22 protein-coding genes, 1 tRNA gene and 1 pseudogene are annotated in these 24,908 nt (G+C 73.7%); 10 read left to right on the plus strand and 14 right to left on the minus strand.

The genetic code is table 11. From position 1 onward, the window contains the following. Nucleotides 1-107: 107 nt before the first annotated feature. The 3 genes from QMQ26_RS31060 to QMQ26_RS31070 form a co-directional block, all read right to left on the minus strand. The gene (locus QMQ26_RS31060) at nucleotides 108-1,706 is read right to left on the minus strand and encodes a translation initiation factor 2 (protein ID WP_282203550.1); all 1,599 of its coding nucleotides are present in this window, start codon (nucleotides 1,704-1,706) and stop codon (nucleotides 108-110) included. 146 nt (nucleotides 1,707-1,852) lie between these two features. Beyond that, on the minus strand, nucleotides 1,853-3,718 hold the full coding sequence (locus tag QMQ26_RS31065; RefSeq protein ID WP_282203551.1) for an FAD-dependent oxidoreductase: 1,866 nt from the start codon (nucleotides 3,716-3,718) through the stop codon (nucleotides 1,853-1,855). Nucleotides 3,719-3,868: 150 nt separating this feature from the next. Next, entirely contained in the window at nucleotides 3,869-4,585 is a 717-nt protein-coding gene (locus tag QMQ26_RS31070) for a hypothetical protein (RefSeq protein ID WP_282203552.1), read from the minus strand. A 271-nt stretch (nucleotides 4,586-4,856) separates the two neighbouring features. Here QMQ26_RS31070 and QMQ26_RS31075 point away from each other — a divergent pair, with 271 nt between their 5' ends. The 4 genes from QMQ26_RS31075 to QMQ26_RS31090 all read left to right on the plus strand — a co-directional run bounded on the left by QMQ26_RS31075 (nucleotide 4,857) and on the right by QMQ26_RS31090 (nucleotide 6,873). Beyond that, nucleotides 4,857-5,060 (plus strand): hypothetical protein, encoded by a 204-nt coding sequence (locus QMQ26_RS31075; protein ID WP_100839345.1) that lies wholly within the window; start codon nucleotides 4,857-4,859, stop codon nucleotides 5,058-5,060. After that, nucleotides 5,047-5,550, plus strand: a complete 504-nt coding sequence (locus QMQ26_RS31080) for a DUF6879 family protein (RefSeq protein WP_282203553.1) — start codon at nucleotides 5,047-5,049, stop codon at nucleotides 5,548-5,550. Before QMQ26_RS31075 ends, QMQ26_RS31080 begins: the two co-directional genes overlap by 14 nt. Nucleotides 5,551-5,624: 74 nt before the next feature. Next, nucleotides 5,625-6,374: a helix-turn-helix domain-containing protein gene (locus QMQ26_RS31085; RefSeq protein WP_404814228.1), complete on the plus strand. Its 750-nt coding sequence runs from the start codon at nucleotides 5,625-5,627 to the stop codon at nucleotides 6,372-6,374. A gap of 154 nt (nucleotides 6,375-6,528) precedes the next feature. Continuing rightward, on the plus strand, nucleotides 6,529-6,873 hold the full coding sequence (locus tag QMQ26_RS31090; RefSeq protein ID WP_282203555.1) for a hypothetical protein: 345 nt from the start codon (nucleotides 6,529-6,531) through the stop codon (nucleotides 6,871-6,873). A 90-nt stretch (nucleotides 6,874-6,963) separates the two neighbouring features. On the opposite strand, the gene QMQ26_RS31095 is transcribed toward QMQ26_RS31090, so the two are convergent. After that, nucleotides 6,964-7,051, minus strand: a tRNA-Leu gene (locus QMQ26_RS31095). A gap of 268 nt (nucleotides 7,052-7,319) precedes the next feature. Between QMQ26_RS31095 and QMQ26_RS31100 the strand changes: the two genes are divergently transcribed. The 3 genes from QMQ26_RS31100 (at nucleotide 7,320) to QMQ26_RS31110 (ending at nucleotide 10,278) form a co-directional block, all read left to right on the plus strand. Next, nucleotides 7,320-8,642: a M20/M25/M40 family metallo-hydrolase gene (locus tag QMQ26_RS31100; RefSeq protein WP_100839342.1), complete on the plus strand. Its 1,323-nt coding sequence runs from the start codon at nucleotides 7,320-7,322 to the stop codon at nucleotides 8,640-8,642. Between the two features lie 223 nt (nucleotides 8,643-8,865). Next, nucleotides 8,866-9,108, plus strand: coding sequence for a chaplin (locus QMQ26_RS31105; protein WP_100839341.1), 243 nt, complete (start codon nucleotides 8,866-8,868; stop codon nucleotides 9,106-9,108). Nucleotides 9,109-9,486: 378 nt separating this feature from the next. Next, nucleotides 9,487-10,278 carry a chaplin family protein gene (locus QMQ26_RS31110; RefSeq protein ID WP_318552090.1) on the plus strand — a complete coding sequence of 264 codons (792 nt, stop codon included), beginning with the start codon at nucleotides 9,487-9,489 and terminating at the stop codon, nucleotides 10,276-10,278. A gap of 201 nt (nucleotides 10,279-10,479) precedes the next feature. Here the strand turns inward: QMQ26_RS31110 and QMQ26_RS31115 are convergent, their stop codons facing one another. Further along, nucleotides 10,480-10,689, minus strand: coding sequence for a DUF5703 family protein (locus QMQ26_RS31115; RefSeq protein ID WP_035954087.1), 210 nt, complete (start codon nucleotides 10,687-10,689; stop codon nucleotides 10,480-10,482). A gap of 396 nt (nucleotides 10,690-11,085) precedes the next feature. Here QMQ26_RS31115 and QMQ26_RS31120 point away from each other — a divergent pair, with 396 nt between their 5' ends. Both QMQ26_RS31120 and QMQ26_RS31125 read left to right on the plus strand, forming a co-directional pair. Continuing rightward, nucleotides 11,086-11,691 carry a hypothetical protein gene (locus QMQ26_RS31120; RefSeq protein ID WP_100839339.1) on the plus strand — a complete coding sequence of 202 codons (606 nt, stop codon included), beginning with the start codon at nucleotides 11,086-11,088 and terminating at the stop codon, nucleotides 11,689-11,691. 233 nt (nucleotides 11,692-11,924) lie between these two features. After that, the gene (locus tag QMQ26_RS31125) at nucleotides 11,925-12,248 is read left to right on the plus strand and encodes a hypothetical protein (protein ID WP_282203557.1); all 324 of its coding nucleotides are present in this window, start codon (nucleotides 11,925-11,927) and stop codon (nucleotides 12,246-12,248) included. A 633-nt stretch (nucleotides 12,249-12,881) separates the two neighbouring features. Here QMQ26_RS31125 and QMQ26_RS31130 read toward each other — a convergent pair. From QMQ26_RS31130 to QMQ26_RS31145, 4 genes and pseudogenes are all read right to left on the minus strand, one after another. Beyond that, nucleotides 12,882-13,343, minus strand: a complete 462-nt coding sequence (locus QMQ26_RS31130) for an SRPBCC family protein (RefSeq protein WP_282203558.1) — start codon at nucleotides 13,341-13,343, stop codon at nucleotides 12,882-12,884. Then, the gene (locus QMQ26_RS31135; protein ID WP_282203559.1) at nucleotides 13,340-13,567 is read right to left on the minus strand and encodes a transcriptional regulator; all 228 of its coding nucleotides are present in this window, start codon (nucleotides 13,565-13,567) and stop codon (nucleotides 13,340-13,342) included. Before QMQ26_RS31135 ends, QMQ26_RS31130 begins: the two co-directional genes overlap by 4 nt. 798 nt (nucleotides 13,568-14,365) lie before the next feature. Continuing rightward, nucleotides 14,366-16,680, minus strand: a pseudogene (locus QMQ26_RS31140) (helix-hairpin-helix domain-containing protein). Between the two features lie 31 nt (nucleotides 16,681-16,711). After that, nucleotides 16,712-17,689, minus strand: a complete 978-nt coding sequence (locus QMQ26_RS31145) for an aldo/keto reductase (RefSeq protein ID WP_282203560.1) — start codon at nucleotides 17,687-17,689, stop codon at nucleotides 16,712-16,714. A 245-nt stretch (nucleotides 17,690-17,934) separates the two neighbouring features. Here QMQ26_RS31145 and QMQ26_RS31150 point away from each other — a divergent pair, with 245 nt between their 5' ends. Next, nucleotides 17,935-18,981 carry an LLM class F420-dependent oxidoreductase gene (locus tag QMQ26_RS31150; RefSeq protein WP_282203561.1) on the plus strand — a complete coding sequence of 349 codons (1,047 nt, stop codon included), beginning with the start codon at nucleotides 17,935-17,937 and terminating at the stop codon, nucleotides 18,979-18,981. 97 nt (nucleotides 18,982-19,078) lie between these two features. Here the strand turns inward: QMQ26_RS31150 and QMQ26_RS31155 are convergent, their stop codons facing one another. The 5 genes from QMQ26_RS31155 to QMQ26_RS31175 form a co-directional block, all read right to left on the minus strand. Then, the gene (locus QMQ26_RS31155) at nucleotides 19,079-20,359 is read right to left on the minus strand and encodes a cation:proton antiporter (RefSeq protein ID WP_282203562.1); all 1,281 of its coding nucleotides are present in this window, start codon (nucleotides 20,357-20,359) and stop codon (nucleotides 19,079-19,081) included. A 176-nt stretch (nucleotides 20,360-20,535) separates the two neighbouring features. Continuing rightward, nucleotides 20,536-21,075, minus strand: a complete 540-nt coding sequence (locus QMQ26_RS31160; protein WP_282203563.1) for an RBBP9/YdeN family alpha/beta hydrolase — start codon at nucleotides 21,073-21,075, stop codon at nucleotides 20,536-20,538. A gap of 2 nt (nucleotides 21,076-21,077) precedes the next feature. Then, nucleotides 21,078-22,793 (minus strand): chloramphenicol-biosynthetic FADH2-dependent halogenase CmlS, encoded by a 1,716-nt coding sequence (cmlS, locus tag QMQ26_RS31165; protein WP_100839332.1) that lies wholly within the window; start codon nucleotides 22,791-22,793, stop codon nucleotides 21,078-21,080. Nucleotides 22,794-22,856: 63 nt separating this feature from the next. After that, the gene (locus QMQ26_RS31170) at nucleotides 22,857-23,480 is read right to left on the minus strand and encodes a DapH/DapD/GlmU-related protein (protein WP_100839331.1); all 624 of its coding nucleotides are present in this window, start codon (nucleotides 23,478-23,480) and stop codon (nucleotides 22,857-22,859) included. Further along, nucleotides 23,477-24,907 (minus strand): long-chain fatty acid--CoA ligase, encoded by a 1,431-nt coding sequence (locus QMQ26_RS31175; RefSeq protein ID WP_282203564.1) that lies wholly within the window; start codon nucleotides 24,905-24,907, stop codon nucleotides 23,477-23,479. The genes QMQ26_RS31170 and QMQ26_RS31175 overlap by 4 nt, the downstream gene beginning before the upstream one ends. Between the last annotated feature and the right edge of the window lies 1 nt (nucleotide 24,908).

The following is a 24,908-nucleotide window of genomic DNA, read 5'->3' on the forward strand; positions in this document are numbered from 1 at the left end:
GGGACCGGGCCCCGGGAGCCAGGCAGCAGGATCAGCAGGGCTCAGCAGGGCTCAGAGTTCGGCGTCCAGCTCCTCCGGCCCGGCGGCCCGCAGCTCCAGGCGGGCCGTCACCGCGCCCACCGTGCAGTCGAGTTCCACCGGCAGCCCCCGACCGCCCCCGGCCCCCGGTGCGCGACCAGCCAGGCGTACACCGCGGAGACCGCCGCGGCCGGGTCGATCCGGCGGACCCGGCCGTCCGCGCGGTGCGGCGGCACCCGCAGGGCGAACGGGCCGTGGTGGCGGTGCACCAGCAGGCAGTGCTCGCGGGAGAGCAGCGCGGCGGCGACCCGGCAGCCCGGCAGCTCGTCCAGGACGTGCGCGGCCCAGCCGGCGGCCGACCAGCGGCCGGTGCCGGGGCGCCGCCACAGCACCGCCGCGCTGCGCTGCTCGGCGAGGCCCGCCGCGCCGTGCTGGGCGGACCGGTGGTGCACCGGCAGCTCGGTGGCGACCGGGAAGCGCTCCACGCGCACCCGCCGCCCGTCCACCTCGGCCCGCACCGCCAGCGCCGGGGCCGGGGGCCGGGCCGCCACCGGGTCGGGCAGCAGCTCGGGTGCCAGCGGGGTCCGCGGCGGCGTCAGGCCGATCAGCCGGTACAGCTCGGCGCGCAGCAGCGGCAGCGCCAGGTCGGGGCGGCCGAAGGCGTCGGCGGCGAACCGCGCCGGGTCCGGGACGCGGGCCCCGCGCAGCAGTCCGGGCAGGCCGGCGGTGTCGGTGAAGCGCGGCGCGACGGCGAGCAGCCGGGCCATCGGCGTGCCGGGGACCAGCTCCGTCCCGCCGTCGTAGCCGTCCAGGACGAGGGTGCGGCCGAGCGCCGCGGCGTACAGCGCGGTCGAGCCGTGGTCGGTGAGCACCGCGTCGGCGGCGACCAGGACGGAGGCCCACTCCTGGTGCGAGGAGGGCAGCAGCAGCCCGGCCTGGAGGGCGGGGCGGAGCTGCTCGGCCAGGTTGTGGCTGCCGCGTTCGCCGATCTCGTTGGGGTGCACCACCAGGGCCACCCGGTAGTCGTCCACGGGCAGGTGGAGCGTCAGTTCCAGCGGCAGGTCGGGGCGGCGGGCCAGCAGGCTCTCCGCGCCGTGGGTGGTCAGCACCGCCAGCAGGGTCCGCTCGCCGACGCCGAGCCGTTCCCGGTAGGTCTCCCGGCGGCCGACCGACTGCCGCATCCGGTCCAGGGTGGGGTCGCCGACCACGACGGCGCGGGCGGCGGCCGACGGGCAGAACTCGGTGAGCCGGGCGAGCTGTTCGTGGTGCCCGAGACCGTGCAGGTCGGCCCACGGCTCGCCGTCGGAGAGCAGGAACGCGGGGTCCAGACCGGACGGCAGGCCCGGCGAACCCTCGGTGTCGAACGACTTGTTGAACCCGGCGCCGTGCGGCAGCAGCGCCCTGGCCCGGCCGGACAGGCTGGTCAGCGCGCCCTTGGGGCTGGCGGAGAGGATCAGGTCGAAGCGCTCGCGCCGGGCCTGCTCGAAGTCCATCACCCGGGCGCCCGAGCGGTCCAGGGCGGCCAGCGCGTCCAGCCCGAACCGGGAGCCGGGCACCACGGTGAACCAGCGGTCGATCCGCGGGTCGCCCCCGAACACCGGCAGCACGTCCAGCAGCCGGTTCAGCGCCACCGCCGAGCGGAACGCCAGCAGCACGGAGGGCCGCTGGTCCCGGTCGGCGTCAGACACGTGCCGATGCTATCGACGTTCCCGCGGTCCCGCCCGGCAGGCCGGGGCCTGACCTGCCGTCACCCCGCCGCCACCCGACCCTTCCGGGGGGCGCGCCCCGGGCGGGCGGCGCGCTCCTGACGCCCCGTCCGGCCGTCAGCCGGCCGTCAGCCGGCCGTGAGCTGGACGGCCGCCTCCACGCCGGAGGCGATCGCGCCGGCGATCCAGGCGTGGTAGCGCGGCTGGCAGTGGTCGCCCGCGAAGAACAGCCGGCCCGCGACCGGGGCGGCGACCTGCGGGCCGAGGCTGAGCAACTGGCCGGGGGTCTCGATCACGGCCTCGCCGAGCGCCCAGCGGTTGCGCAGCCAGGACTGCGAGACGTGCCGGTCGGTGGCGTAGCGGCGAATCCGCTCGCCGAACAGCTCGACCAGGTGGTCGAGCGCCTCGGCGTGCCGGTCGGCGGGGGTGAGCGCGTCGAAGCGCAGCGCCTCCTCGGCCCAGTTGTACGCGGCCAGCACGATCCCGCCGGGCGCGCCGTCGTCGCCCGGGTGCGAGGGGAAGTAGACGAACCGGCTGGCCCCGTCCGAGACGCAGCCGCCGCCGACCGCCGCCACCGCGTCCCCGTGCGGGGCGGGCCGGTAGTCGGCGCCCAGCTCCGCCCGCCAGGCGTCCTCGTCCCACTCCCACCAGCGCCGGGTGAACTCCACCAGCACCTTGTGCGCGGTGTCGTGCTTGAGCTCGGCGATCGCCCGGCGCTTGCCGTACGGCAGGATCGGGTCGAAGTCGACGTGCCGCAGCGCCGCGTACGGCACCGCCAGCACCACCGCGTCCGCCCGGTACTCGCACCGGTCGCCGCCGATCGCGCCCTCGCACGCCTCGTCCTCGGGGCCGCTCTCCGGCTCGGCGACCACCGTCACCCCGCCGTCGCCCAGCCGGACGCGGGTGACCACCTTGCCGCGCTCGATCGGCAGGCCCTGGGCGAGGGCCTCGGTCAGGGCGTCGGTGCCCGCGCCGAACTCGAAGTACGTCACCGCCGGGTTGATGTCCGAGGCGTCGAACACCGAATGCAGGAAGCCGTACGACAGCCGGCTGGTCAGGTTCTCCAGCGTGCCCACGGCCTGCACCTGGGCGTCGCTCCAGCCTTCGCCCTCCTGGAGGTAGCGCAGCAGCGAGTAGCCGTCCAGGTCGTACAGCAGCCGCGCCGTGCCGGTCACCCGCTGCTCGATCGGCCGGTCGCGCCAGCCGCCGTCGTCGCCGCGCACCATGGTGTACGCGCGGGCGGTGTCCAGGGCCCGGTCGAAGGCGGCGGCGGCGGTCCGGTCGCTGTCCCAGCCGAAGCTCTTGTTCACCGGCCGCGGGTCGGCCGCGTACGCCGCCTTGCTGACGGTCTGCCCGTTCACGTGCACCAGCCGGCCGCCGAGGCCCGGCGGCGCGGTGTACACCGGAGCGCTGCCGGTGGCGAACTCCTCGCCGGTCCACGACCGGTACACCACCCGGGCGTCACCGGAGGCCGGGGCGGGGCCGGGCGGGACGTCCACCAGGTGGAAGGGGCGGCGCGGCACCTTCAGGTGGTCGGCCAGCGCGAGGGTCAGCACGTGGCTGGACGGGATGCGCATCGCGCCCGCCTCGGCGTGCAGCCGAGGGTCCTGCCACCGGTCGCCGCGGAAGGTCTTCACCCGGCCACCGACCCGGCTGCGGTTCGCCTCCAGCACCCGCACCCGGTGCCCGGACGCCTGCAACAGCCGCGCGCACACCATGCCCGCCACGCCCGCACCCACCACCAGCACCTCGCGCGCGGCGGCCGGACGCAGCCGCTGACGGCCGGTCAGCAGCTTCAGGTAGTCGAGCGTCAGGTCCCGGTGGTCGGCGTCGGTCAGCAGGATGCGCCGGGCCATGGTCAGCGCCGCCGCCCAGCGCGCCGGGTCGGGCGGCGCCGCCTCCGCGGCACGGGAGGAACCGGCACCGGGGCCGGCCAAGGCGGTGGCGGCCATCGCACCGCCGGAGGCAAGGAACAGTCCGCGTCGAGAGATCACCCGCCCACCCTGGCAGCGCCCCGCCCCCCGACACGCCCGTCCGCCTGCGAACCACCCCCGGTCCACCCCCACGGGGGCGCTCGACGCACCCCCCGGCGCACACCCGACCCACCACGCCGCCCGGGCCGCCCGCCCCGGGCCGTCCACCGCTCAGCGGCCCAGACGGCGCACCGGCTTGGACCCCGGCGGGGTGGGCGGCGGAGCGGGCAGCGTGGACGGCGGCTCCATCGGCGGGCGCGGCGAAGGCGGCGGGTACGGGGAACTCGGCGGGCCCGACGCGGCGCCGATGAGCCCGGCGGCCAGGCTGCCGGTCAGGGCCCACCCAAGCGCCCACCAGCAGTACGTCGCCCAGGAGGCGTGGCCGCCCCACCGCAACAACGCCAGGAACAACGCCCCGACGACCCACGTCCCCACCCCGAACAGCGCCACGCTGCTCCCGGCGCGGAGAACGGAGGCGGCGCGCGGCCGCCGCCACAGCGCGACCACCAGCACGGCCGCCACCAGCGACAGCAGCCAGAGCAGCCACGGCATCCGGCCCCCGCCCAGGAACAGTGTCAGCACCAGCCAGCCGAACGGCACGGCCTGACGGAACACCAGCCACCACGGCAGGTACGGCGGCCCGGCCCGGCGGTCGACCCGCAGCCGGTGCGCGCCCAGGCCCGTGAGGACCACCGCCCAACCGGCCACCAGGGCCACCAGCGCGCCGGAGAGCAGGAGTTGGAGCCCGTCCCCGCCGGTCTCGGCCGTAGGGGAACGCGCCGGCAGCTCGACGCCCCGCCACCGGCCGTCCACGTCCCGTACCACCAGGCCGCCCAGCGGACGACGCACGATCACCGTGTACCCGCCGCCGGACACGCCGGCCACCACCAGGTCACCCCGATCCGGCTCCGCCCCCGCCTCCGGGCCCGGGTCTGCCTCCGGGCCCGTCCCGCCGTCCGCCGCCAGGTCAGACCGCCGTCCCCGCTCGTCCACCGGAGGCCGTCGTACACCATCGGCCGGCCGTGCTCGCTCCACAGCCGCGGCGAGAACTCGGGCACCGGTGATCTTTCCTGTTACGGAAAGCCGAGATTCTTGACCTTGCGCCGCGCGGGTCGGGAGCATCGGGCGGGACAGGAACCGCACACGACATGGGGGCACGATGCTGCGCTGGTTGTCCGGGGAAGGGTCCTGCAACAACGGAACGTGCCCGACACTGTGGGGCACCGAGAACGGGAACTACGTGGTGCAGGGGTACGTGATCACTGATCCTGAGCGTCTGGCGGAACTCGATCTGCCGGAGGGTGAGACGGCGGTCATGATCCCGGCGTCGGTCCTGGAGGAGTACTTCCGTGCTCAAGGGTGAAGACTTCGGCCGTCTCTTCCGGACGTTCGAGCGGACCGCCTTCCGCCTCGAAACCCTGGCGGTCTACGACGTGGACGAGGAACGCGAGGAGTTCGCGGACTTCCTCGCCGGGAAGGGGCTTCCGGCCGAACGCTCGGACAACCCCTGGGTCCGTTCCATGACCGACCTCGGCAAGCAGGTCGCCAGAGTGCACGTACTGCGCTCACCCCTGTCCGACTACCTCCGCTACGAACTGGCGTCGTACCCGGGCAACGTCAAGGCGGGGGAATCGATCGGGATCATCGACACGGCCCGGCAGGAGGTGGCCGGACTCCCGGACCACGACTTCTGGCTGTTCGACGACACGACGGTCTACCGGATGCACTACACCGTGGCCGGACGGTTCATCGGCGGCGAACGGCTGCCGGCCGACCGCCTCGACGAGTACCTGCGCTACCGGGACATCGCCCTGGCGCACGCCGTGCCGTTCGGGGAGTACACGGCCGCTTGAGCGACGACCACCCCGACGACCTGGGCAAGGCCCTGCGGGCACTGCGGATCGCGGCGGACCGGACGGCCGAGACCGTGGCCCGCAGGGCCTCCATGTCCCCGGCCAAACTCTCGAAGATCGAGAACGGCAGGGTGCTGCCGACGGTGCAGGACGTGGACCTGATCCTGACCGCCCTCGGCGTGTCCGAGGAAGCGAAGGCCGTGTTCCTGGAGGCCGCGCGAGGAGCGGCCACCGAGGCCACGGCCTGGCGCGAGCTGCGCCGGATGGGCCATTGGAAGCACCAGCAGTCCATCAAGGCGATCGAGGCGCGGACGACCGTTCTCCGGCTGTTCCAGGGGCAGTTGGTCCCCGGCCTGCTCCAGAGCGCCGAGTACGTCGCCGCCGTGTTCGCCCTGCACCCCGAGCTTCCGGAAGAGGCGAAGGCCAGGACCGTCGCCGCCCGGTTGGAACGCCAGGCGGTCCTGTACGACCCGGACCGGGCCTTCCACTTCGTGATCTGCGAACACGTCCTGCGCTGGCTCATCTGCCCGGCCACCGTGATGGCCACCCAACTCGACCGGCTGGTCTCCCTGTCCCGGCTGCCGAACGTCACCATCGGGGTCCTGCCGCTCGGCCGACCGATGCCGGACTTCCCGATGACGTGCTTCAGCGCCCACGACGACCGCCTGGTGATCGTCGAGACCTTCCACTCGGAGATCACCACCCGGGACCCGAAGGACGTGCGGCTCTACCTGTCCACCTTCGCCGGGTTCGACGCCGCCGCTCTGCACGGGAGCGAGATGCGCACGCTGATCGAGGGCATCAGGGACGAGTTCTTGAGGTAACGGGAAAGACCTCGGACCCGGGCTCCTGACGGCCCTAGCTTGGTCTCTCGCCCAATGGAACAGAGAGCCGCGGGGAGTCATTCGTGTCTGTCGGAACGGAGAACGTCCGGTCGGAGGTGGGCGGTCTGCTCAGCGAGGATGAGGAGGAGCGGCGATGAGCGAACTGGTCGAGTACTACCCCAACGGCGTGCACGGGCTGCACTGGGAGGCGACCGGAGTGGATGCGCGGGACGAGGTGCGAGGCATCGTGCTGGCGGAGGCGAAGGAGGGCTGGGTCGCCCTCGGGCACATCGAGGAGCGGCGGTCCGTGCTGTTCCTGCGCCCGGACGAGCTCGCGCGGTTGCGGGACGCGCTGGTGAGCGGCGAGTTCGACCACCTGATGCCCGGAGCCCGGGCGGGTCTGCGCAGGCCGGTGGTGGAGCGGCGGTGGGAGTCTCCGTCGAAGCGCTCCTGGCTGCGGTGGCACCGCAGGCTGTGGCGTGCTGTCACCACCAGCTGAACGTCCGCCGGGCCTCGGCGCGGACGGGTGGCCTCCTGGGCCTACCCGGCGGGAAAAGCAAGAAGGCCCCTGGTGAACAGGGGTCTTCGCTGGTGTCCGAGGGGGGACTTGAACCCCCACGCCCGATAAAGGGCACTAGCACCTCAAGCTAGCGCGTCTGCCATTCCGCCACCCGGACCGGGTGTCGTCCTCGCGGGGTGTTCCCCGCGCTGACATGGACAACAGTAGCAAAGATCGACTGGTAGGCCCAAAACCGGGGGCGGCGGGACGGGCGGGGCTTCGAATGCGGGGGCGTGGGGGCGGTCGGCGGGAGTGCGGGGGGATATGCCCTTGGGGCCGGACGGGTGCTGGGGGAGGATGGCGGGACGGCGCCCGCGGTCCCCGGCCGGGGTCGGGGCGGCGCGGACCGCAGCCGCGCCGGGGCGGGCAGACACGAGGTGGGAGCGATGAGCGTGGGCAGCGAGCGCGCGGTGACGGCGGAGTCGGAGGTCGCCGAGATTTGCCGGGACCTGATCCGGATCGACACCAGCAACTACGGGGACGGCTCCGGGCCGGGGGAGCGGAAGGCCGCCGAGTACGTGGCCGAGCAGCTCGCCGAGTTCGGGCTGGAGCCGCAGATCTTCGAGTCGGCCAAGGGCCGGGCCTCCACGGTGGTGCGGATCGAGGGCGAGGACCGGTCCCGGCCTGGCCTGCTGATCCACGGGCACACCGACGTCGTCCCGGCCAACGCCGACGACTGGACGGTGCACCCGTTCTCCGGGGAGATCACCGACGGCTGCGTGTGGGGCCGCGGCGCCGTCGACATGAAGGACATGGACGCGATGACGCTCGCGGTGGTCCGCGACCGGCTGCGCACCGGTCGCAAGCCCCCGCGCGACCTGGTGCTGGCGTTCCTGGCCGACGAGGAGGCCGGCGGCACCTACGGCGCCCGCTTCCTGGTGGACCGGCACCCCGAGCTGTTCGAGGGCGTCACCGAGGCGATCGGCGAGGTCGGCGGCTTCTCCTTCACCGTCAACGACCAGGCCCGGCTGTACCTGATCGAGACGGCGGAGAAGGGCATGCACTGGATGCGCCTGACCGTCGAGGGCCGGGCCGGGCACGGCTCGATGGCGAACGACGACAACGCGATCACCGAGCTGTGCGAGGCGGTGGCCCGGCTCGGCCGGCACCAGTTCCCGCTGCGGATCACCAAGACCGTCCGGGCCTTCCTGGACGAGCTCTCGGACGCGCTCGGCGTGCCGCTCGACCCGGAGGACATGGACGAGACGCTCCGGGTGCTCGGCGGCATCGCCAAGATGATCGGCACCACCCTGCGCAACACCGCCCAGCCGACCATGCTCGGCGCCGGCTACAAGGTGAACGTCATCCCCGGCCAGGCCACCGCGCACGTGGACGGCCGCTTCCTGCCCGGCTACGAGGAGGAGTTCCTGGCCGAGCTGGACAGCGTCCTCGGCCCGCGGGTCAAGCGGGAGAGCCTGCACCACGACAAGGCGATCGAGACCAGCTTCGACGGCGCCCTGGTCGAGGCCATGCAGACCGCGCTGCGCGCCGAGGACCCGATCGCCCGGGCCGTCCCGTACTGCCTGTCCGGCGGCACCGACGCCAAGTCCTTCCAGGACCTGGGCATCCGCTGCTTCGGCTTCGCGCCGCTCCAGCTCCCGCCGGAGCTGGACTTCGCCGGGATGTTCCACGGCGTGGACGAGCGGGTGCCGGTGGACGGCCTGAAGTTCGGCGTCCGGGTGCTGGACCGGTTCATCGACCTGGCCTGACGCCCGGCGCCCGGAGGTCGGGGACGCGGGGGCGCGGGGCGGGAAGTCGGACTAGTCCGTCCAGCATCAGAGCTGTCGAGCATCCGAAATGGCGATCGTCTGTTCGCTTGATCGCTTCAACGGGTGAATGCGGTTCCGGCCCCGTGTCCCGGCCTCGGAGGCTTCGTTCTTCCGTGTGCAGCCCGGGGGAACGGGCTGGAAACGACCAGGAGGAGCAGTTCAGATGAAGGCCAAGAAGATCGCTGCCGTTGTCGCCGCCACCGGTGGCCTGGTGCTCGCGGGTGCCGGCGTCGCCTCGGCGCACGGCGGCGCGGGCGCGGACGGTGCCGCGGTCGGCTCCCCGGGTGTGCTCTCCGGCAACCTGATCCAGATCCCGGTGCACGTCCCGGTGAACGTCTGCGGCAACACCATCAGCGTGATCGGCCTGCTCAACCCCGCGTTCGGCAACGCCTGCCAGAACGTCTGAGCCGGTCCCGCCGACGACCGGCGGGCCGCCCGACCCCGTGTCTCCCGCCCCCGTACGACCTCCGTGTCGTGCGGGGGCGGTCCCGTTTCCGGACGCCGGTCCCGCCCCGACCGGGTGAACGGTGCGGTTCCCGGCGAAAGCCGCATCTCACCCGATCGGATGAACTGACTGCAGATGGCTCAACCTTCACCGTTAAGGGTCGTTGGAGTAGTACCGCTGCCGTCTCGGCAGGCAATTCCGACTATCGGACCGATCGGACTTCCGGCCAATCCCGGGGAAATCCCCCGCGACCCGCCCGAGAACCGTCCCGGCCCGTCGAACGAGAAACCAAAAGGGGAGTCAATGCGACAGGTCGCCAGGAAAGGCCTCCTCACGGCCATGGCCACCGGCAGCGTGCTGGCCTCGACCGCGGGCTACGCCCACGCGGCCGCCGACGCGCACGGCGTGGCGGCCAATTCGCCCGGCGTGGGCTCCGGGAACGCGGTGCAGGTGCCCGTGGAGCTCCCCGTGAACGCCTGCGGCAACACGATCGACGTGATCGGCCTGCTGAACCCGGCGTACGGCAACGACTGCTCCAACGTCAGCCACAGCCGCAGCGGTGGTGGCACCAGCGGCGGCGGCCACGACAGCGGCGGTGGCCGGCACGGCGGCGGCAGCACCGCCGGGTCGGGCTCCACCGCGAGCGGGACGAGCAGCAACTCGCCGGGGGTCGCCTCGGGCAACAACGTGCAGGTGCCGGTCGCCGCGCCGGTCAACGCCTGCGGCAACTCGGTCAACGTGGTGGGCCTCGGCAACCCGGCGTTCGGCAACGACTGCTCCCACACGACCGTCCAGCACCAGCACCCGGTCACCCCGCCGCCGGTCACCCCGCCCGGCCACGACTGCCCGCCCGAGCAGACCGGCGGCGAGCACAGCACCCCGCCGAGCCCCCCGGGCACCGACCGCACCGGCGGCCCCGGCGGCGACCTGCCCTCCACCCCCGCCACGCCGGTGACCGCCCCGACCACCCCCGCCCCCGCGGTCCAGGCCCGGGCCGCCGCCGTCACCGAGCAGGCGCAGCTGGCCTCCACCGGAGCGTCCGGCCTGGAGATCATCGCCCCGGCCGGCATCGCGCTGCTGCTCGGCGGCGGCGTGCTCTACCGCCGCTCGCGCTCCCTCGCCCGCCGCTGAGGGCCGCCGGGCGGCCGGGGAAGCCCCCGCTCGCCCGCCGAGGGCCGCCGGAGCGCGTCCGGTAACGCCTGAACAGCGCTGACGCCCGCGCCCGGGCACCCCGCCGCACGGAGCAGGACCGCGGGGTGCCCGGGCGCGGGCGCGCAGTGAACGTGAGCATGGGCAGAGCGGGCGACGAGGCGGGACGGGGCGCGGTGCTCGCTACCAGCTGGAACGGACCTGCCGGATGATCCGTCGCTTCAACCGGACCGTGCGGCTGCCGTCGGGGAACAGCCGGAGCCGGTCGAGCTCCCAGTTCCCGTACTCGGCGTGCTCGGTCAGGAGCTGGCGGGCGGCGTTCCTGGTGGTGCCGCGCGGCAGGCGGAGCGACTGGTACTCGTACTCCGGAAGCCGGACCGTTTTGGTAGGGATCAAGGCGTCTCCTCCACTGCTGTGCCGCCTGCAAGCCTACGGCGCATCGCCGACATGTCGACGGTTCGGGCGCGGCCCGCCCGGTCGGACGGTCCGAGCCTCGCCCCGGCCGGAGCTGATCGTCAATCAGTTTTCCGGTACCGGAAGCAATACCCGCGCCGGAGCGTGCCGATGCGCGGCCGGGAGCCGCCGTCGGACGGCCCGCAGGAGGTCGGAAGCACCCGGGGGAGCTGCGGGAGGGAGACGGGAGGGACGCGGGAGGGGCGTGGGAACCGCCCGCGACGCGGGTCGCAGAAGCACGCGGAACGGACATCGAGGGTGAACTTGCCCGGTTTTAGCGGCTGTAGGTGACAACCGCTGTGCGTGTCGTCGCCGGGTGGAGATAGCGTCTGCACCATGTCTGATGCCGCGCAGCTGACCATCACCGAGGTACGGGCCGCCGCAGAGGCGGTCAAGGCCGCCATCGACCGCCACCTGCAGGCCGTCTCCAACTCCACCGAGCCCGGCGATCCGGTCGTCGTCCACGCGTACGAGGAGCTCGCGGCGGCTGCCGTCGCCTACGACCAGATCCTGTACGAGGTCTACGACGAGGTCACCCCCTTCGAGATCCCCGGCGACGACGCCGGGTCCGGTTACCAGGGGCCGGACCACCCCGAGGCGATCAGCGTGCTGATCCGCCGCGACTACCTGATCACCGACCCGAAGCGGCTGCGGGCCCAGGCCGAACGGGTCGACGAGTCGCTCGAACCGGGTGCGGGCACCGAGGGCGAGGTGACGGCGGCGATCGGCGTGCTGTTCGGCGAGTACGAGCCGGACGAGATCGCGGCCCGGGCCGAGGAGTTCGGCCTGGAGGAGGGCGACTCCACGCTGTGGGTGTCGGCCGCCGAGCCGTCCGACCCCGGCGAGTGGCTGCCCGAGCCGTTCGACGGGGCCGACCCGGAGCTGCTGATCTGCCGCTTCGACGTCAGCGAGGTCTACGACGACGAGCTCGACGAGCTCTGAGCCGTCCGGCGGCCGGTTGCCGACGTGCCCGCCGCGACCCGCGGCGACCCGCCGCCCGCCGCCGCCCGGCCCCGGGTGGCGGCGGGCCCGCAGGGCCGGCAGCCGGCATCAAGGCCCGGGAGCGGGGAGGCGGTCGGCCGGCCGGAGCCCGTCCGGTCGGCGATCGGTGAACGGCGATCGGTGAACGGTGACGCGTCCGGGAGGCCGGAGCGCGGTCGCAGAGGTGGTGCACGGTGCGGTTCCGGCTTCCCGGGGCACCGGCGACCGCCCGGGCGACCGGCGACGACGGGCTGCCGCACCAGTCGTTGCAGAACCTCGCCCCGGTCCGCAACGAGCACGGCCGCCACGCCGACGCCCGCGACCTGGTGGTCGAGACGCTAGCCGCCCGCGAGCGGATCGGCGCCGGGGCCGCCGTCGCGGACACCCGGCTGAGACCCGCCCGGGTGCTGCCACGCCTCGGCGAGCACCGGCAGTCGTTCGAACGCGGCGCGGGCCCGCTCGCCGTCGCCGCCGCTTCAGCGACCTGCCGGTGGTCGGCCGGGCGATCGACCGGATGAGCGATCGACCGGATGGGCACGGCCCGGATGTCCCAAGGGCGGGCGGCGGAGGTCGGGGAATACCGGGAGAAGGCGGCCCGGGGCTTCACCGGAATCGGCAGCGTGGGGGCCGAAACGGTGCGCCGACGGCTGGCCGAGCACTTCTCCCGCCCCCTTTCCCCGCCCGCCCGATGCCCGCTCCCCGGCCACCCCGTGCCCGGCCGCCGACCGCCCGGTCCCGGTGCGTTTCGGAATCGTCCTGGGGCGGCCCGCCACTCGTTTTCTCCTCGCCCCCTACTCGTCCGCCGCCCGACCGCCGAATTCCGGCGCGGTGCGGATCACCGGGCGAAATCACGGTTCGCACCGATGGGATTTCGGCTACCGTCCGAGCGGCAACGGAACGGCATTCCGGCGGCTCCGTACCGAGGGAACGGAACACCCGGAGCGCGGTCGCCGGTGCCTCCGTGCGTCGTACGGGCGATTGCTGCCGGTCCACGGCGGGCGAAGGACGGAGAGCGCCTCGACGCTGGGGCGCCAGGGGGGATTGCGGCGGCTCTCCTCCCACCAGGGCCTCGGCGAAGTCCTTTGGTGTGCGGTTTGTGCGTGATGGGCGCAGGCGCCGCCGGGGTTCGGCGGTGCCTGCGCGTGCGTTGTTCAGGTGTTGATGGGGCTGCCGAGTTCGGTGGCCAGGGCGTCGAGCTGGGTACGGGTGCCGCTCTCGCGCCATTCGGGGTTGTCGTGTCCGTCGAGGTAGGTGCCCTGGTCGGTCAGGATGAGACGGGTTCCCTCGCCCTCCGGCAGGAACTGCACGGTCACGAGGTTGACGGAGATGCGGGTGCCGTCGGCGTGCATCTGGTTGGTCGACACGATCCGCTCGCCGCTGACGATGTCCTGGAAACGGGCCTCGTAGGTGAACACCGGGCCGCCCTCCTTGCCTCCACTGGTGCGCTCGACGCCGCCCTCGGTGAAGTCGAGGTCCATCGGGGTGCCGGCGGTGCCGTTGAACCACCGGGTCTTGGCGACCGGGTCGGCCCAGGCCGCGAAGACCCGGGCGGGTGCCGCGTCGTAGAGGCGCTCGATGACGAAGGTGCCGTGGGTCACGCTGCGCTGGGTCATGTGCTGCTCCGTTCGGTGGAAGTGGTCGATGTGTCGGTGAGGCGGTCGCCCAGTCTGTCCAGGCGGCTCTCCCAGGAGGTGCGGCGTGCGGCGATCCACTGTTCGGCCTCTCGAAGGACGGCCGACTCGATGTGGCAGGTCCGCACGCGGCCGACCTTCTCGGAACGTACGAGTCCGCTCGCTTCCAGCACCTGGACGTGCTGGAGGACCGCTGCCAGGGACATGGGCAGGGGTGGGCCAGTTCGCTCACCGTGGCGGGTCCGCGGATGAGCCGGTCGACCAGCACTCGGCGAGTGGGGTCCGCCAGGGCTTGGAAGACCCGGTCCAGCGAGACTTCATGGTTAAGCATGTGCTTGAGTTTATTGGACTGCGCCCTTTGGTCAAGGACTTGCTTGACTATCAAGCAATGCGAGTCGCCCTGGCCTGGTCGATCCGCCCGGCGTGGCATCGCCGGCCCTGCCCGCGGCGACTTCGAGATCAGGCGAGGCCGAGCAGGGCGAGTACCCGTTGCGGTTCGCGGGCGTTGCGGCGCAGGTCGGCTGCGATGGCGGCGCATCCGCGATCCATTCGCCCACCGCCAGCAGGGACGTCGCGCCAGCCGGGACCGCGCACGCAGTCAGGGCCAGGACGACGGCCAGTGCATGTCGTACGCCGCGCGGATCGCGCGGGTCCGGGACCCGGGCAAGCCGCTCCAGCAGACCAGGCACCTCCATCGGACCGACACCGGGCTGTAGTCGGAGCTGGTCGAAGGCAGGCGGGATCGGCCCCGACACATCGGCAAGCACGGTCTTCCCTGCAGGTCACGGGACGTAGAGGACTCCATGATCCTGGGAGTCCGCGCCACCCTGTTTCCACCCCGACCACCTGACAGACCGTCACCAACCTGACAGCAGTCGACTACGCCGAAGCCCTGCTCCTCCCACCGGAGCCGGTCGAACGGCCGGCCCGGCAGCAGCGTGTACGTCGTTCCACGGGTGGGGCGGTGGGGGAGCACGGTGCCCCCCACCGCCCCACCCGTGGTCTCACTGGTCGGTGAGGACCGTCCGCAGCCGCGTGGTGCGGTCCTGCGCGGGCCGCTCGGCGACGGCCTGGGCGAGCGCCGGGCCGGCCGCGTGCACCACCGACAGGTGCCGCTCCGCGCGGCCGAACGCCGAGTACACCCACTGCCTGGTCAGCTGCCCGGACGTCTCCGGCGGCAGCACCACGACCACCGCGGGCCAGCGCCGCCCGACCGCCTGATGGGCCGTCACCGCCCAGCCGTGCCGCAGCTTCCCGGCCTGCGCCGGGGTCAGCGTGATCCGGCCGCCGTCGGCCAGCTCCACGTGCAGGCCGCTCGCGTCGCCGTCCAGCACCCGCCCGGGCAGGTTGACGCCCAGCGCGGGGAGTGCACCACCCGGTCGCCCGGGTCGAAGCCGCCGAACCGGCCGGGGCCGGGGTTCAGCCGGGCCTTGGCGGCCGCGTTCAGCGCCCGGGTGCCGGCCGGGCCGCCGTGCCCCTGGGTCAGCAGCACGGTCTGCTCGGACGGGACGGACAGCGCCCGCGGGATCGAGTCGGTGAGCAGTTGGACGGCCCGGTGCACGGCCTCCCCGCCGTCCTGCGCGGTGAGGATCACCACCTCCTTGTCCGGGGCGTCCACCGGCTGCAGCTCGCCGACGCCGACCCCGGACACCAGCTCGCCGATCGGACCGAAGTCCGGCGTGCGGGACGCCACCACCGGGCACGCCCGGGCGGCCAGCAGGTCGGCGAAGAACCGGCCCGGACCGGCCGACCACAGGCCGCCCGGGTCTCCCGACAGCACCAGCCGGGCGCCGTCCGGCAGCGCCTCCAGCAGCGTCGCCGCGGTCTCCACGTCCAGCAGCGGGGCGTCCAGCACCACCAGCACGTCCAGCGCGAGGGTGCCGTCCACCGCGCGCGGTACGTCCGCGCCGTACAGCAGGTCGTTCAGGGTGCCGATCCGCCCGGCTGCGGGGGAGCCCGCGGGCAGCAGCGCCGCCAGCGCGTCCCGCCCCTGGCCGGTCCAGGCCACCGCCCGGACCCGCAGGCCCAGCCCGGCGGCGGCGTGCAGCAGCGCGACCGGCTCGGCCCGGGCCGCCTCCCCGCCGGTGTGCAGCACCAGCCCGGAACCGGCCACGGCCCGGACCAGCTCCTGCGCGGACCGCGGGGCCGCCGCCGCGGCGGCCTCCCAGGCGGCCGGACCGGGCTGCGCGGGGACGCCGCCCTCGGCGCCGCCCGCGTCCTCGGGTCCGTCCTCGGGTGCGTCCTCGGGCTCTTCCCCGTCCTCGCCGGGCGCGAAGGTGGACAGCAGCCGGACCAGGCCCTCGCCCAGGCTCTCCTCCGCCAGCGCCAGGCGCTCCAGGGCGAGCACGGTGCGGACGGGCGACTCCTCGTCCTCGTCGTGGCTGCCGGGCGGCAGCGGCAGCTCCTCCTGGAACGGCATCACCCGCCCGTCCTCCAGCGCCGCCTGCAACGCGCCCTCCGGGTCCGGGACGTGCCGGGCGCGCAGGCCCTCGGCGACCTCGCCGATCTCCTGCGCCGAGTGCCCGTGCAGCGCGGCCTGCTCCAACAGCCAGGCCACCAGCGCCCGGGAGCGGCGCGGGTCGTCCGGCCGGGCCCCGGGGCCGAGCAGCGTCTTGGCGAAGCCGTCGGCGTGCTCGGGCCGCACGCCGGGCAGCGAGAGCACCGCCCACGGATCTTCGCGGAGCTGCTCGGCCGCGCCCTCGCCGAACTCGGCCAGTGCCGCCGGGGCCAGCTCGGCGGGCGCGCCGCCGACCGCCAGCACCTCGCCGACGGCGGCCAGCGCGGCCTTGCGCTGCGCGTCGTCGAGCGGGACGTCGGACCGGGCGGCGGGAGCGCTCGGACGGCGGACCGGACGCTCGGACGGGATGTCAGCGGGCTTGCCGGCAGCCGCTCCACCAGGTACGTCGGCGGGGACGTCGGACGGCTGCTCGGGCGTCTCGTCAGCGGTGGGCGCGTCAGCGGACGGCTCGCCAGCAGAGGAACCGTCAGCGGACGCCGCGTCGCCGGTGGACTCGTGCGTAACGGTCTCGTCCGTGGCGGTCCCGCCCGTAGCGGTCCCGTCAGCGGCCGACAGGTCGGTGTCACGCGGACGGGGCGGGGCGACGATGTCGTTCGCGTTGATCGCGCCGATCGCCTTGGCCAGCGCGGCCACCGCGGCGGCGCGCTGCTCGCCGGTGAGCGGCGCGCCGGCCGGCCGCGCGGCGCCGTCGTCCGGGGCGCCAGGGCCCGCCGGGGGCTCCGGGGTGCCCGTCGGCTCGGCCGGGCTCTCCGCCTGGCTGTCCGCCCGGCGCTCGGCCGGGCTCTCCTCGGGGGTGGTCATCGCGGGAAGGCTCCTTCGACGGGCGGGGCGGCTACAGCTCCGTCCAGCCCTGGTCCGGGTAGCGGTGCACCGGGGCGGACACGTCGTCCAGCGCAGCGCGGATCTCACCCGGAAGCGTAAGGGCCTCGACCGACAGCGAGGACTGCAGCTGGGCGGCGGTGCGGGCGCCCAGCAGGGTGGCCGACACGCCCGGGCGGTCGCGGACCCAGGCGAGCGCCACCTTGAGCGGGGTGGAGGCGAGCCCGTCGGCGGCGGTGGCCAGCGCGTCCACGATCCGCCGGGAGGTCTCGCCCAGGTAGGGCTGGACCGAGCCGGTGGGGTGCGGGGAGGCGCCGCGCGACTCGGGGGGCACGCCGTGCCGGTACTTGCCGGTCAGCACGCCCCGGCCGAGCGGCGAGCAGGCCAGCAGGCCGACCCCGGCGTCCTGCGCGGCGGGCAGCGCCTCGCGTTCGATGCCGCGCTGGAGCAGCGAGTACTCCAACTGGACCGAGGCCAGCGGGGTGGAGCCGGGCAGCGCGTGCTGGCGGGCCGCGGACTTGGCGAGCTGCCAGCCGCTGTACTGGCAGACCCCGACGTACCGGGCCCGGCCGGAGGAGACCGCCAGGTCGAGCGCGTGCAGGGTCTCCTCGGTGGGGGTGACCGGGTCGTGCGCGTGCACCTGCCACAGGTCGACGTGGTCGGTGTTCAGGCGGCGCAGCGAGCCGTCCAGGGCGTTCAGCAGGTGGCCGCGGGAGGTGTCGTGGCGGCGGGTGCCGGGCAGCGCGCCCGCCTTGGTGGCGATCACCAGCTCGGAGCGCGGGACCAGCCCGTCGGTCAGCCGGGACAGCAGGTACTCGGCGCCGCCGTCCGCGTACACGTCGGCGGTGTCGACCAGGGTGCCGCCCGCGTCCACGAACGCCTTCAACTGCTCGGCGGCCTCGTGCTCGTCGGTGTCCCGGCCCCAGGTGAGGGTGCCCAGGCCGAGCCGGGAGACCCGCAGGCCGGTCCGGCCGAGCTGTCGCTGTTCCATCGCGCCCTCCGTCATGCCTGCTGTGCCGACGGTGTCGGCGCAGGTCGGGGGCGGTGCCCCCCACGTGCTGTGAGGGTAGCGGCGAAACCCCCCGGGGCCCGGGACGACCCGCACGGACGACGTGTCCGCGCGCCGCGCCGCCGTCCGCCCGCCGGTGTGGCCCGCACCGCCACTACCGGTCAGTAGCATGGCCTTCGGCAGGACGGCTACGCTCACCGCACCACCCGACTGGAAGGCTTGGGCACATGCGACTCGGGATCAACCTCGGCTACTGGGGACTCGGCCTGGACGCCGACAACATCGCGGTCGCCCAGGAGGCCGACCGCCTCGGCTACTCCGTCTGCTGGGCCGCCGAGGCGTACGGCTCGGACGCCGCGACCGTGCTGTCCTACGTCGCCGCGAAGACCGAGCGGATCGACGTCGGCTCGGCGATCTTCCAGATCCCGGCCCGCACCCCGGCGATGACCGCGATGACCGCCGCCACCCTGGACACCCTCTCCGGCGGCCGGTTCCGGCTCGGCCTCGGCGTCTCCGGCCCGCAGGTCTCCGAGGGCTGGTACGGCGTCAGGTTCGACAAGCCGCTGGCCCGCACCCGCGAGTACGTGGAGATCATCCGCAAGGCGATGTCCCGCGAGCGCCTGGTGCACGACGGCGCCCACTGGACGCTCCCGCTGCCCGGCGGCCCGGGCAAGCCGCTCAAGCTCACCGTCCATCCGGTCCGCGAGCACATCCCGCTCTACATCGCCTCGATGGGCCCGAAGAACCTCGAACTCACCGGCGAGATCGCCGACGGCTGGCTCGGCCTGTTCTTCTCCCCCGAGCACGCCGCCCTCTCCGTCGACGCCCTCGCCGCCGGCCGCGCCAAGGCCGGTCGCACCCTGGACGGCTTCGACCTCTGCCCCACCGTCAACATCGCCGTCGGCGACGACGTCCGCGCCGCCGCCGACACGCTGCGCGACTACACCGCCCTCTACCTCGGCGGCATGGGCAGCAAGGAGAAGAACTTCTACAGCCAACTCGCCCGCCGGATGGGCTTCGAGCAGGCCGCCGACGAGGTCCAGACCCACTACCTGGCCCGCGACAAGGCCGCCGCCGCGGCCGCCGTCCCGCACGACTTCATCGACGCCACCGCCCTCCTCGGCGACACCGCCCGCATCGCCGACCGCATGCAGTCCTACGCCGCCGCCGGCGTCACCACGCTCACCCTCGCCCCGGCCGGCTGGACCCTGGACGAGCGCATCGCCGCCCTGCGCACCGGCGTCGAGGCCCTGGAACGCGCCGGGCTGGCCTAGCCGTCCTCCCGCCGCCGCCGGCCCGTACGCGCGCGACGGCCCGCACCGGGTGGTGCGGGCCGTCGTCCTGCGGGTTCCGGCGCTGCTGTTCCCGGGCTCAGCTTGCCGCGGCCTCCAGGAGTTCGGGTTCGGCCTCGGCGGGCGGGGTGGACTTCCGGGTGACGGCCTTGATGACCGGGGCGGCGAGGGCGGTGGTGACCAGGGCCATCAGCACCATCGAGGAGTAGAGCGGGACGGTGAGCAGCCCGAGGTTCAGGCCGATGCTGAGCAGGACGAGTTCGGTCACGCCCCGGGTGTTCATCAGCGCGCCGATCACGGTGGCGTCGCGCCAGCCCGTGCCGGTGGCCCGGGCGGACAGCGTGACGGCGCCGAGCTTGCCGACGCAGGCCACCAGCATGATCAGGCCGGCCTGGGCGAAGCCGCCGAGGGAGAGGGTGGTGAGGTCGACGGAGAGGCCGGTGACCACGAAGAAGACCGGCATCAGCAGGCGGCTGACCGACTCGAACGGGGCGTGCACGGCGCGCTGGAGCAGGCTCTGCTCGGGGCGGGGCATCGCGGTGCCGAACATGAACGCGCCGAAGATCGCGTCGATGCCGATGTGCGCGGTGGTGTAGGCGGAGAGGAAGACGCCGGCGGCGATCAGCGGCGCGGCGTACGGGAGGTGCCGGGAGCGCATCCGGGTCGCGGCGGCGGCCAGCAGCGGGCGGACCAGGCCGAACAGGACGGCGAGGTAGAGCGCGGACCAGCCCATCACGCCGAGGAAGCCGCCGATGCCGCCGGTGTTGGTGAGGGCGACGACGACGGCGAGCATGCACCAGGCGAGCAGGTCGTCGGCGGCGGCCAGGCCGAGCGAGAGGTTGCCGAGGCGGGTGCCGCGCAGGCCCTGGTCCTCGACGATGCGGGCCAGCACGGGCAGGGCGGTGATGGACATCGCGAGGCCGAAGTAGAGCGCGAACCCGGTGTCGGAGACGGGGCGGCCGCCGGTGCTGAGGGCCGGGTGCTCCAGGGTGCGGGCCAGCAGGAAGCCGAGCACCAGGGGGACGGCCAGCGAGGTCGCCCAGATCGTCCCGGCGGAGGCGAGCCGGCTCCGGACGAAGCGGGTGTCGAACTCCCAGCCGATGCCGAACATGAAGAGCAGCAGGCCGACCTGGGCGACCACGCTCAGGTAGGGGCGGACCTCGGGCGGGAAGAGGTGGGCGGGCAGGTTCCCGGGGAACAGGCCGAGCAGGCTGGGGCCGAGGCAGATGCCCGCGGCCATCTCGCCGACCACGGCGGGCTGGCCGAAGCTGCGGCAGAGCAGGGTGACGCCCACGCCGACGGCGAGGGCGAGCGAGAGACCGCTGAGCGCGGTGACGGAGATCGACTGGGCGGCGGACACGGGGTTCTCCAACCTGCCGTGGGCGTGGGGAGCGGGGCGTGGAGCACGGGGCGTGGGGAGGGGGAACGCGGGGAACGGGGCATGGGGAACGCGGGGAACGCGGGGCGGGGCATGCTGCGGCGGCCCCCGGCGGTGGGCCGGGGGCCGCCGTTCTCGCGGGTGCGGCGGGCGGTGGGTCAGCCGCCGAGCAGCTTGTCGAGCAGGGCCCGGCCCTCGGGCCAGTCGCCGAGGCCCGACTCGGCGTTGATGTGGCCCTTGTGGCCGACGTCGACCAGCTCGGCGCCGAAGAGCGCGGCGTCGGCGGTGGCGTGCTCCGGGGAGCCGTACGGGTCGTCCTGGCTGCTGACCACGAGCGAGCGGAACGGCAGCCGGCCGTGCCGGGCGGAGTCGAAGCCGGTGGCCTGGGTGGGGAACGCGGGGCCGTCGACGTCGGGGACGGCGACCAGGAGCGCGGCGGTGATCTCCTCGTCCCGGTGCTCGGCGGCCCACTCGGCGACCAGCGTGCAGCCGAGGCTGTGCGCGACCAGGACCTTGGGGCCCGGGACGGCGCGCAGGGCGGCGTCGAGTTCCGCGACCCAGGTGTCCCGTTCGGGCTCGTCCCAGGAGGTGTGCTCGACCCAGACGGCGCCGTCGGTCCGGTCGCGCCAGAGCGACTGCCAGTGGTCGGGGCCGGAGTTGCCGATCCCGGCGACGAAGACGTGGGTGGGAGGGTTCATGGTCAGACCTCGTACTCGACGCCGACGCCGTCGAAGCGCAGGCGGTCCTGGACGACGACCCGCTCGTCGTTCTTGTCGTAGCCGGTCAGCAGGCCGGCCTCCATCAGCCGGATCACGATCTGCGAGCTGATCTCCTGCTTGCCGGTGTCGTTGAGCTGCTTGATCAGGCTCTTGTAGCCGACGGTCTCCTTGGTCACCAGCTGGAAGATCTCCCGGTGCACCTCCTCCACCGGGAACTTGATCATGTCGAGGCCGTCCTCGTTGGCGAGGACCTGCTTCTGCTCCAGCCGGAAGGAGTGCGGCTCGACCTTGTAGTAGGGCTTGAGCAGCACCTCCTCGCCGGTCCAGGCGAGCCGGGTGATCCGGTTGAGCTGCTTGGTGAGCGCGCCGATCCACTGCACCCGGGCCGGGTTCAGCTCCTCGTCGGAGAACTCCGAGCTGAGCTCGGTGCGCTGGTGCCGGCCGATGGCGATCATCGTGGCGGCGCGGTCGCGGAAGTCGGCCACCGACCCGGTGGGGTTGGCGGCGCCGCCCTCGACCAGGCGCTCGAACCACTTCTTGCGGCTGAGCCGCTCGTCGTCGGACTCGGTGATCCGGCGCTTGCGCCAGAACTCGGACTCCGGCTCGGTGTAGGAGGCGAAGGTGTAGAACGAGGCCAGGAACTCGTGGTACTGCTCGTAGGTCTCGCGGTAGCTGCGGTTGTACCAGGCGTGGACGGCCTCGGCCTCCTCCGGGTCGCCGGTGATCCGGTCGATCGCGGAGGCGGCGCTGACCGCGGACTGGGTGGCCAGGTGCACGCCCTGGGAGAACAGCGGGTCGGTGAAGCAGGCGGCGTCGCCGACCAGGAAGTAGCGGCCGGCCGAGACGTGCTCGGAGTCGTACGACCAGTCGTGGACGATCCGGGTCTCGTCGATCGGCTCGGCGTCGCCGAGCAGCGCGACCGCGCGGGTGGCCTTGGCCAGCGTCTTGCGGTAGAACGCGTCCGGGCCGAGCTCCTTGACCTCGGCGGCCTTGGACCGGTCGACCACGACGCCGACGCTCAGCACGTCGCCCTTGAGCGGGATGACCCAGACCCAGCCGTCCTCGAAGGTGATCGAGTAGGTGGTGCCCTTGAGCCCGCCCTCGAACGGGTCCTTGCGCTGGAAGTAGTTCCAGACCGCGAAGTTCTTGTAGAACTCGTCGTAGCGGCGCACGCCGAGCTGGCGGGCCAGCGGGCTGCCCGCGCCGCCCGCGTCGACCACGAAGTCGTACTCCGCGGTGCGGGTGCCCTCGCCCTCGCGGATCGTCAGGGTGACCCGGTCGGCGGCGGAGACGTCCACCTTGGCGACGGCGGTGCCCTCGTGGACGGCGACGCCGCGCTCGCGGACCTCGTCCAGCAGCAGCTGGTCGAACTCCTCGCGCTTGACCTGGATGGCGTGGTCGAAGATCCACGGGGCGGTGCGGGCGGTGGCGAAGGAGAAGGTCCAGGGGGCCTGGTCCTGGCCCCACAGGAAGGTCGCGGAGGGCTTCTTGACGAAGTCCCGCTCGTCGAGCTTCTCCTGGAGGCCGAGCCGGTTGAGGATCGACAGGGTGCCCGGCAGGAAGGACTCGCCGACCCGGTAGCGCGGGAACCGGCCCTTCTCGAACACCTCGACCTCGTGGCCCAGCTTCTGGAGGCTCAGGGCCGCCACACAGCCGCCGGGGCCTGCTCCGATGACGGCGACCTTCGCTCGGTTCATGGTGGGGTGGTGCCTTTCTGTGGGGTGGTTCGGTCGGGGTTCCTGGCCCGGGGCGGTGGCCGCTCAGGGCAGCGGGAGCGCCTTGACGCGGTTCGCCGCGAGGTAGGTGTGCCGGCTCGGCGCGTCCTCGAACAGCACCAGGCCGGCCTGGAACCGGCTCGCGCTGCCGACGGCCACCCCGGGGGCGACCGTGCAGCTCAGGCCGAAGAAGTTGTCGTCGCCGACGGTGACGCTGTTGCCGCAGTGGAAGTTGGGCGCGAGGAAGTTATTGGCGCCGATGGTCGAGTGGTTGCCGATGCTGGCGTGGTTGTGGACGACCGTGTGCGCGCCGACCACGGCGCCCGCGCCGACGTGGCAGAACGGGCCCACCACCGTGCCGGGCCCGGTCAGCGCCGCCGGGTCGACCACCGAGGTCGGGTGCACGAGGTTCTCGGCGACCAGGGCGTGCGCGTCCACGAAGCAGTCGATCAGCTCGCGCCGCCGCACCGGATCGGCGGTGGCCAGCAACACCCGGGTGCCGGGCTCCGGCCGGTACCCGTCGAACGGGACGCGCAGCCCGGCGGGGGCGTGCGCCTCCTCGCCCGCCAGGTCGAGGTACCGCTCGACCGGCCCGAGGCCCGCGTCCCGCGCGTACCGGGCCAGCTCGACGGCGAACTTCCCGGCACCGATCGCCAGCAGGCCGCTCACGGCAGGATCCGCTTCTTCTTGAACCGCTCGGAGACGGTGACGGCCTCGACCAGGTTGACCTTGGTCGGGATCTTGAACGGGTCGACCCTGCCGGTGAGGAACGCGACCACGTGCTTGCGCAGTTCGGCCCGGGTGGGCGTGCCCACCGGCGTGACGTCCACGCAGACCGACTGGCCGGTGATCGCGTTGGGGCGGCCGTACACCGTGCAGTCGGCGACCATCGGGCTGGCCAGCAGCAGCGACTCCAGCTCCAGCGGGAGGACCTTCTCGCCGCCGACGTTGATCACCTCCTTGGCGCGGCCCTTGATCTTCAGGTAGCCGTCCGCGTTCTCCTCCACCAGGTCGCCGGTGCGGAACCAGCCGTCCTCGGTGAGCGAGTCGCTCGGGTAGTTGAGGTAGCCCAGGAACTGCGTGCTGCTGCGCAGTTGGAGCTCCCCGTCGACGATCCGGTGCTCGACGCCCGGGTCCTCGATCCGGAAGAAGGTGCTGCGGGAGGACTCGCTGGTGGTGGTGGAGATGCCGGTCTCGCTGGTGCCGAAGGTCTGCAGCAGCCGGGCCGCCGGGAAGGCCGCGCCGACCCGGGCCAGCAGCTCCTCCGGCATCGGCTCGGTGCCGTAGCTGATCATCCGCAGGCTGCTCAGGTCGTACTTCTCGTGGAAGCCGGCGATCAGGATCAGGTTGAGGAAGGTCGGGCTGGTCGGCAGCAGCCGGATGCGGTGCTCCTGGATCAGCGCGCAGATCTCCTCCGGCGTGCGCTGCCGGGGCAGGATCGCGGTGCCGCCCAGGCGCAGCACGCCGAGCAGCGAGTTGATGCCGCCGATGTGGTCGAACAGCAGGAACATCAGGATCGGGGCGGGCCGGCCGGCCGTCCGGGGCCGCTTGCCGAGCTTCTCCAGCACCAGCGCGTCCAGGTCGTGCAGGATCGCCTTCGGCGCCCCGGTGCTGCCGCTGCTGAGCAGCACCAGGCCGGACGCGCCGCGCTCCACCAGGCCGGCGTAGCCCGCGGCCGGGGCGTCGGGCACGCCGGCCACCGGCTCGACCGTGACGCCGTCCGCGCCGACCCGCAGCAGGTGGCGCGGGGAGCAGGACTCGGTGACGGTGGCCAGGGTCGCCTCGGTCAGGGTGACCACCGGGACGGCGACGGCGCGGTGCAGGTGCAGCGCGAGCAGCGCGGCGATCGAGCGGAACGAGAAGTCGCCGTTCAGGATCACGGCCTGGTGCGGCCGCACCCCGGCGGCGTCCAGCTCCTTGAGCCGCAGCCGCACCTCGTCGGCGAGTTCGGCGTAGCCGTACCGCTCGTCGCCGTGCACGACGGCGGTGCGGTCGCCCAACTCGTCCAGCCGGTCGAGGAGTTCGGACCGGCCGGGACCGTCGGGGCCGGCCGGGAGGTCGTGCGGGTCGTGGGGTTCGGCTGTTTCGTACGTCACG

It is taken from the genome of Kitasatospora fiedleri (assembly GCF_948472415.1).
In the GTDB taxonomy this organism is placed as follows: domain Bacteria; phylum Actinomycetota; class Actinomycetes; order Streptomycetales; family Streptomycetaceae; genus Kitasatospora; species Kitasatospora fiedleri.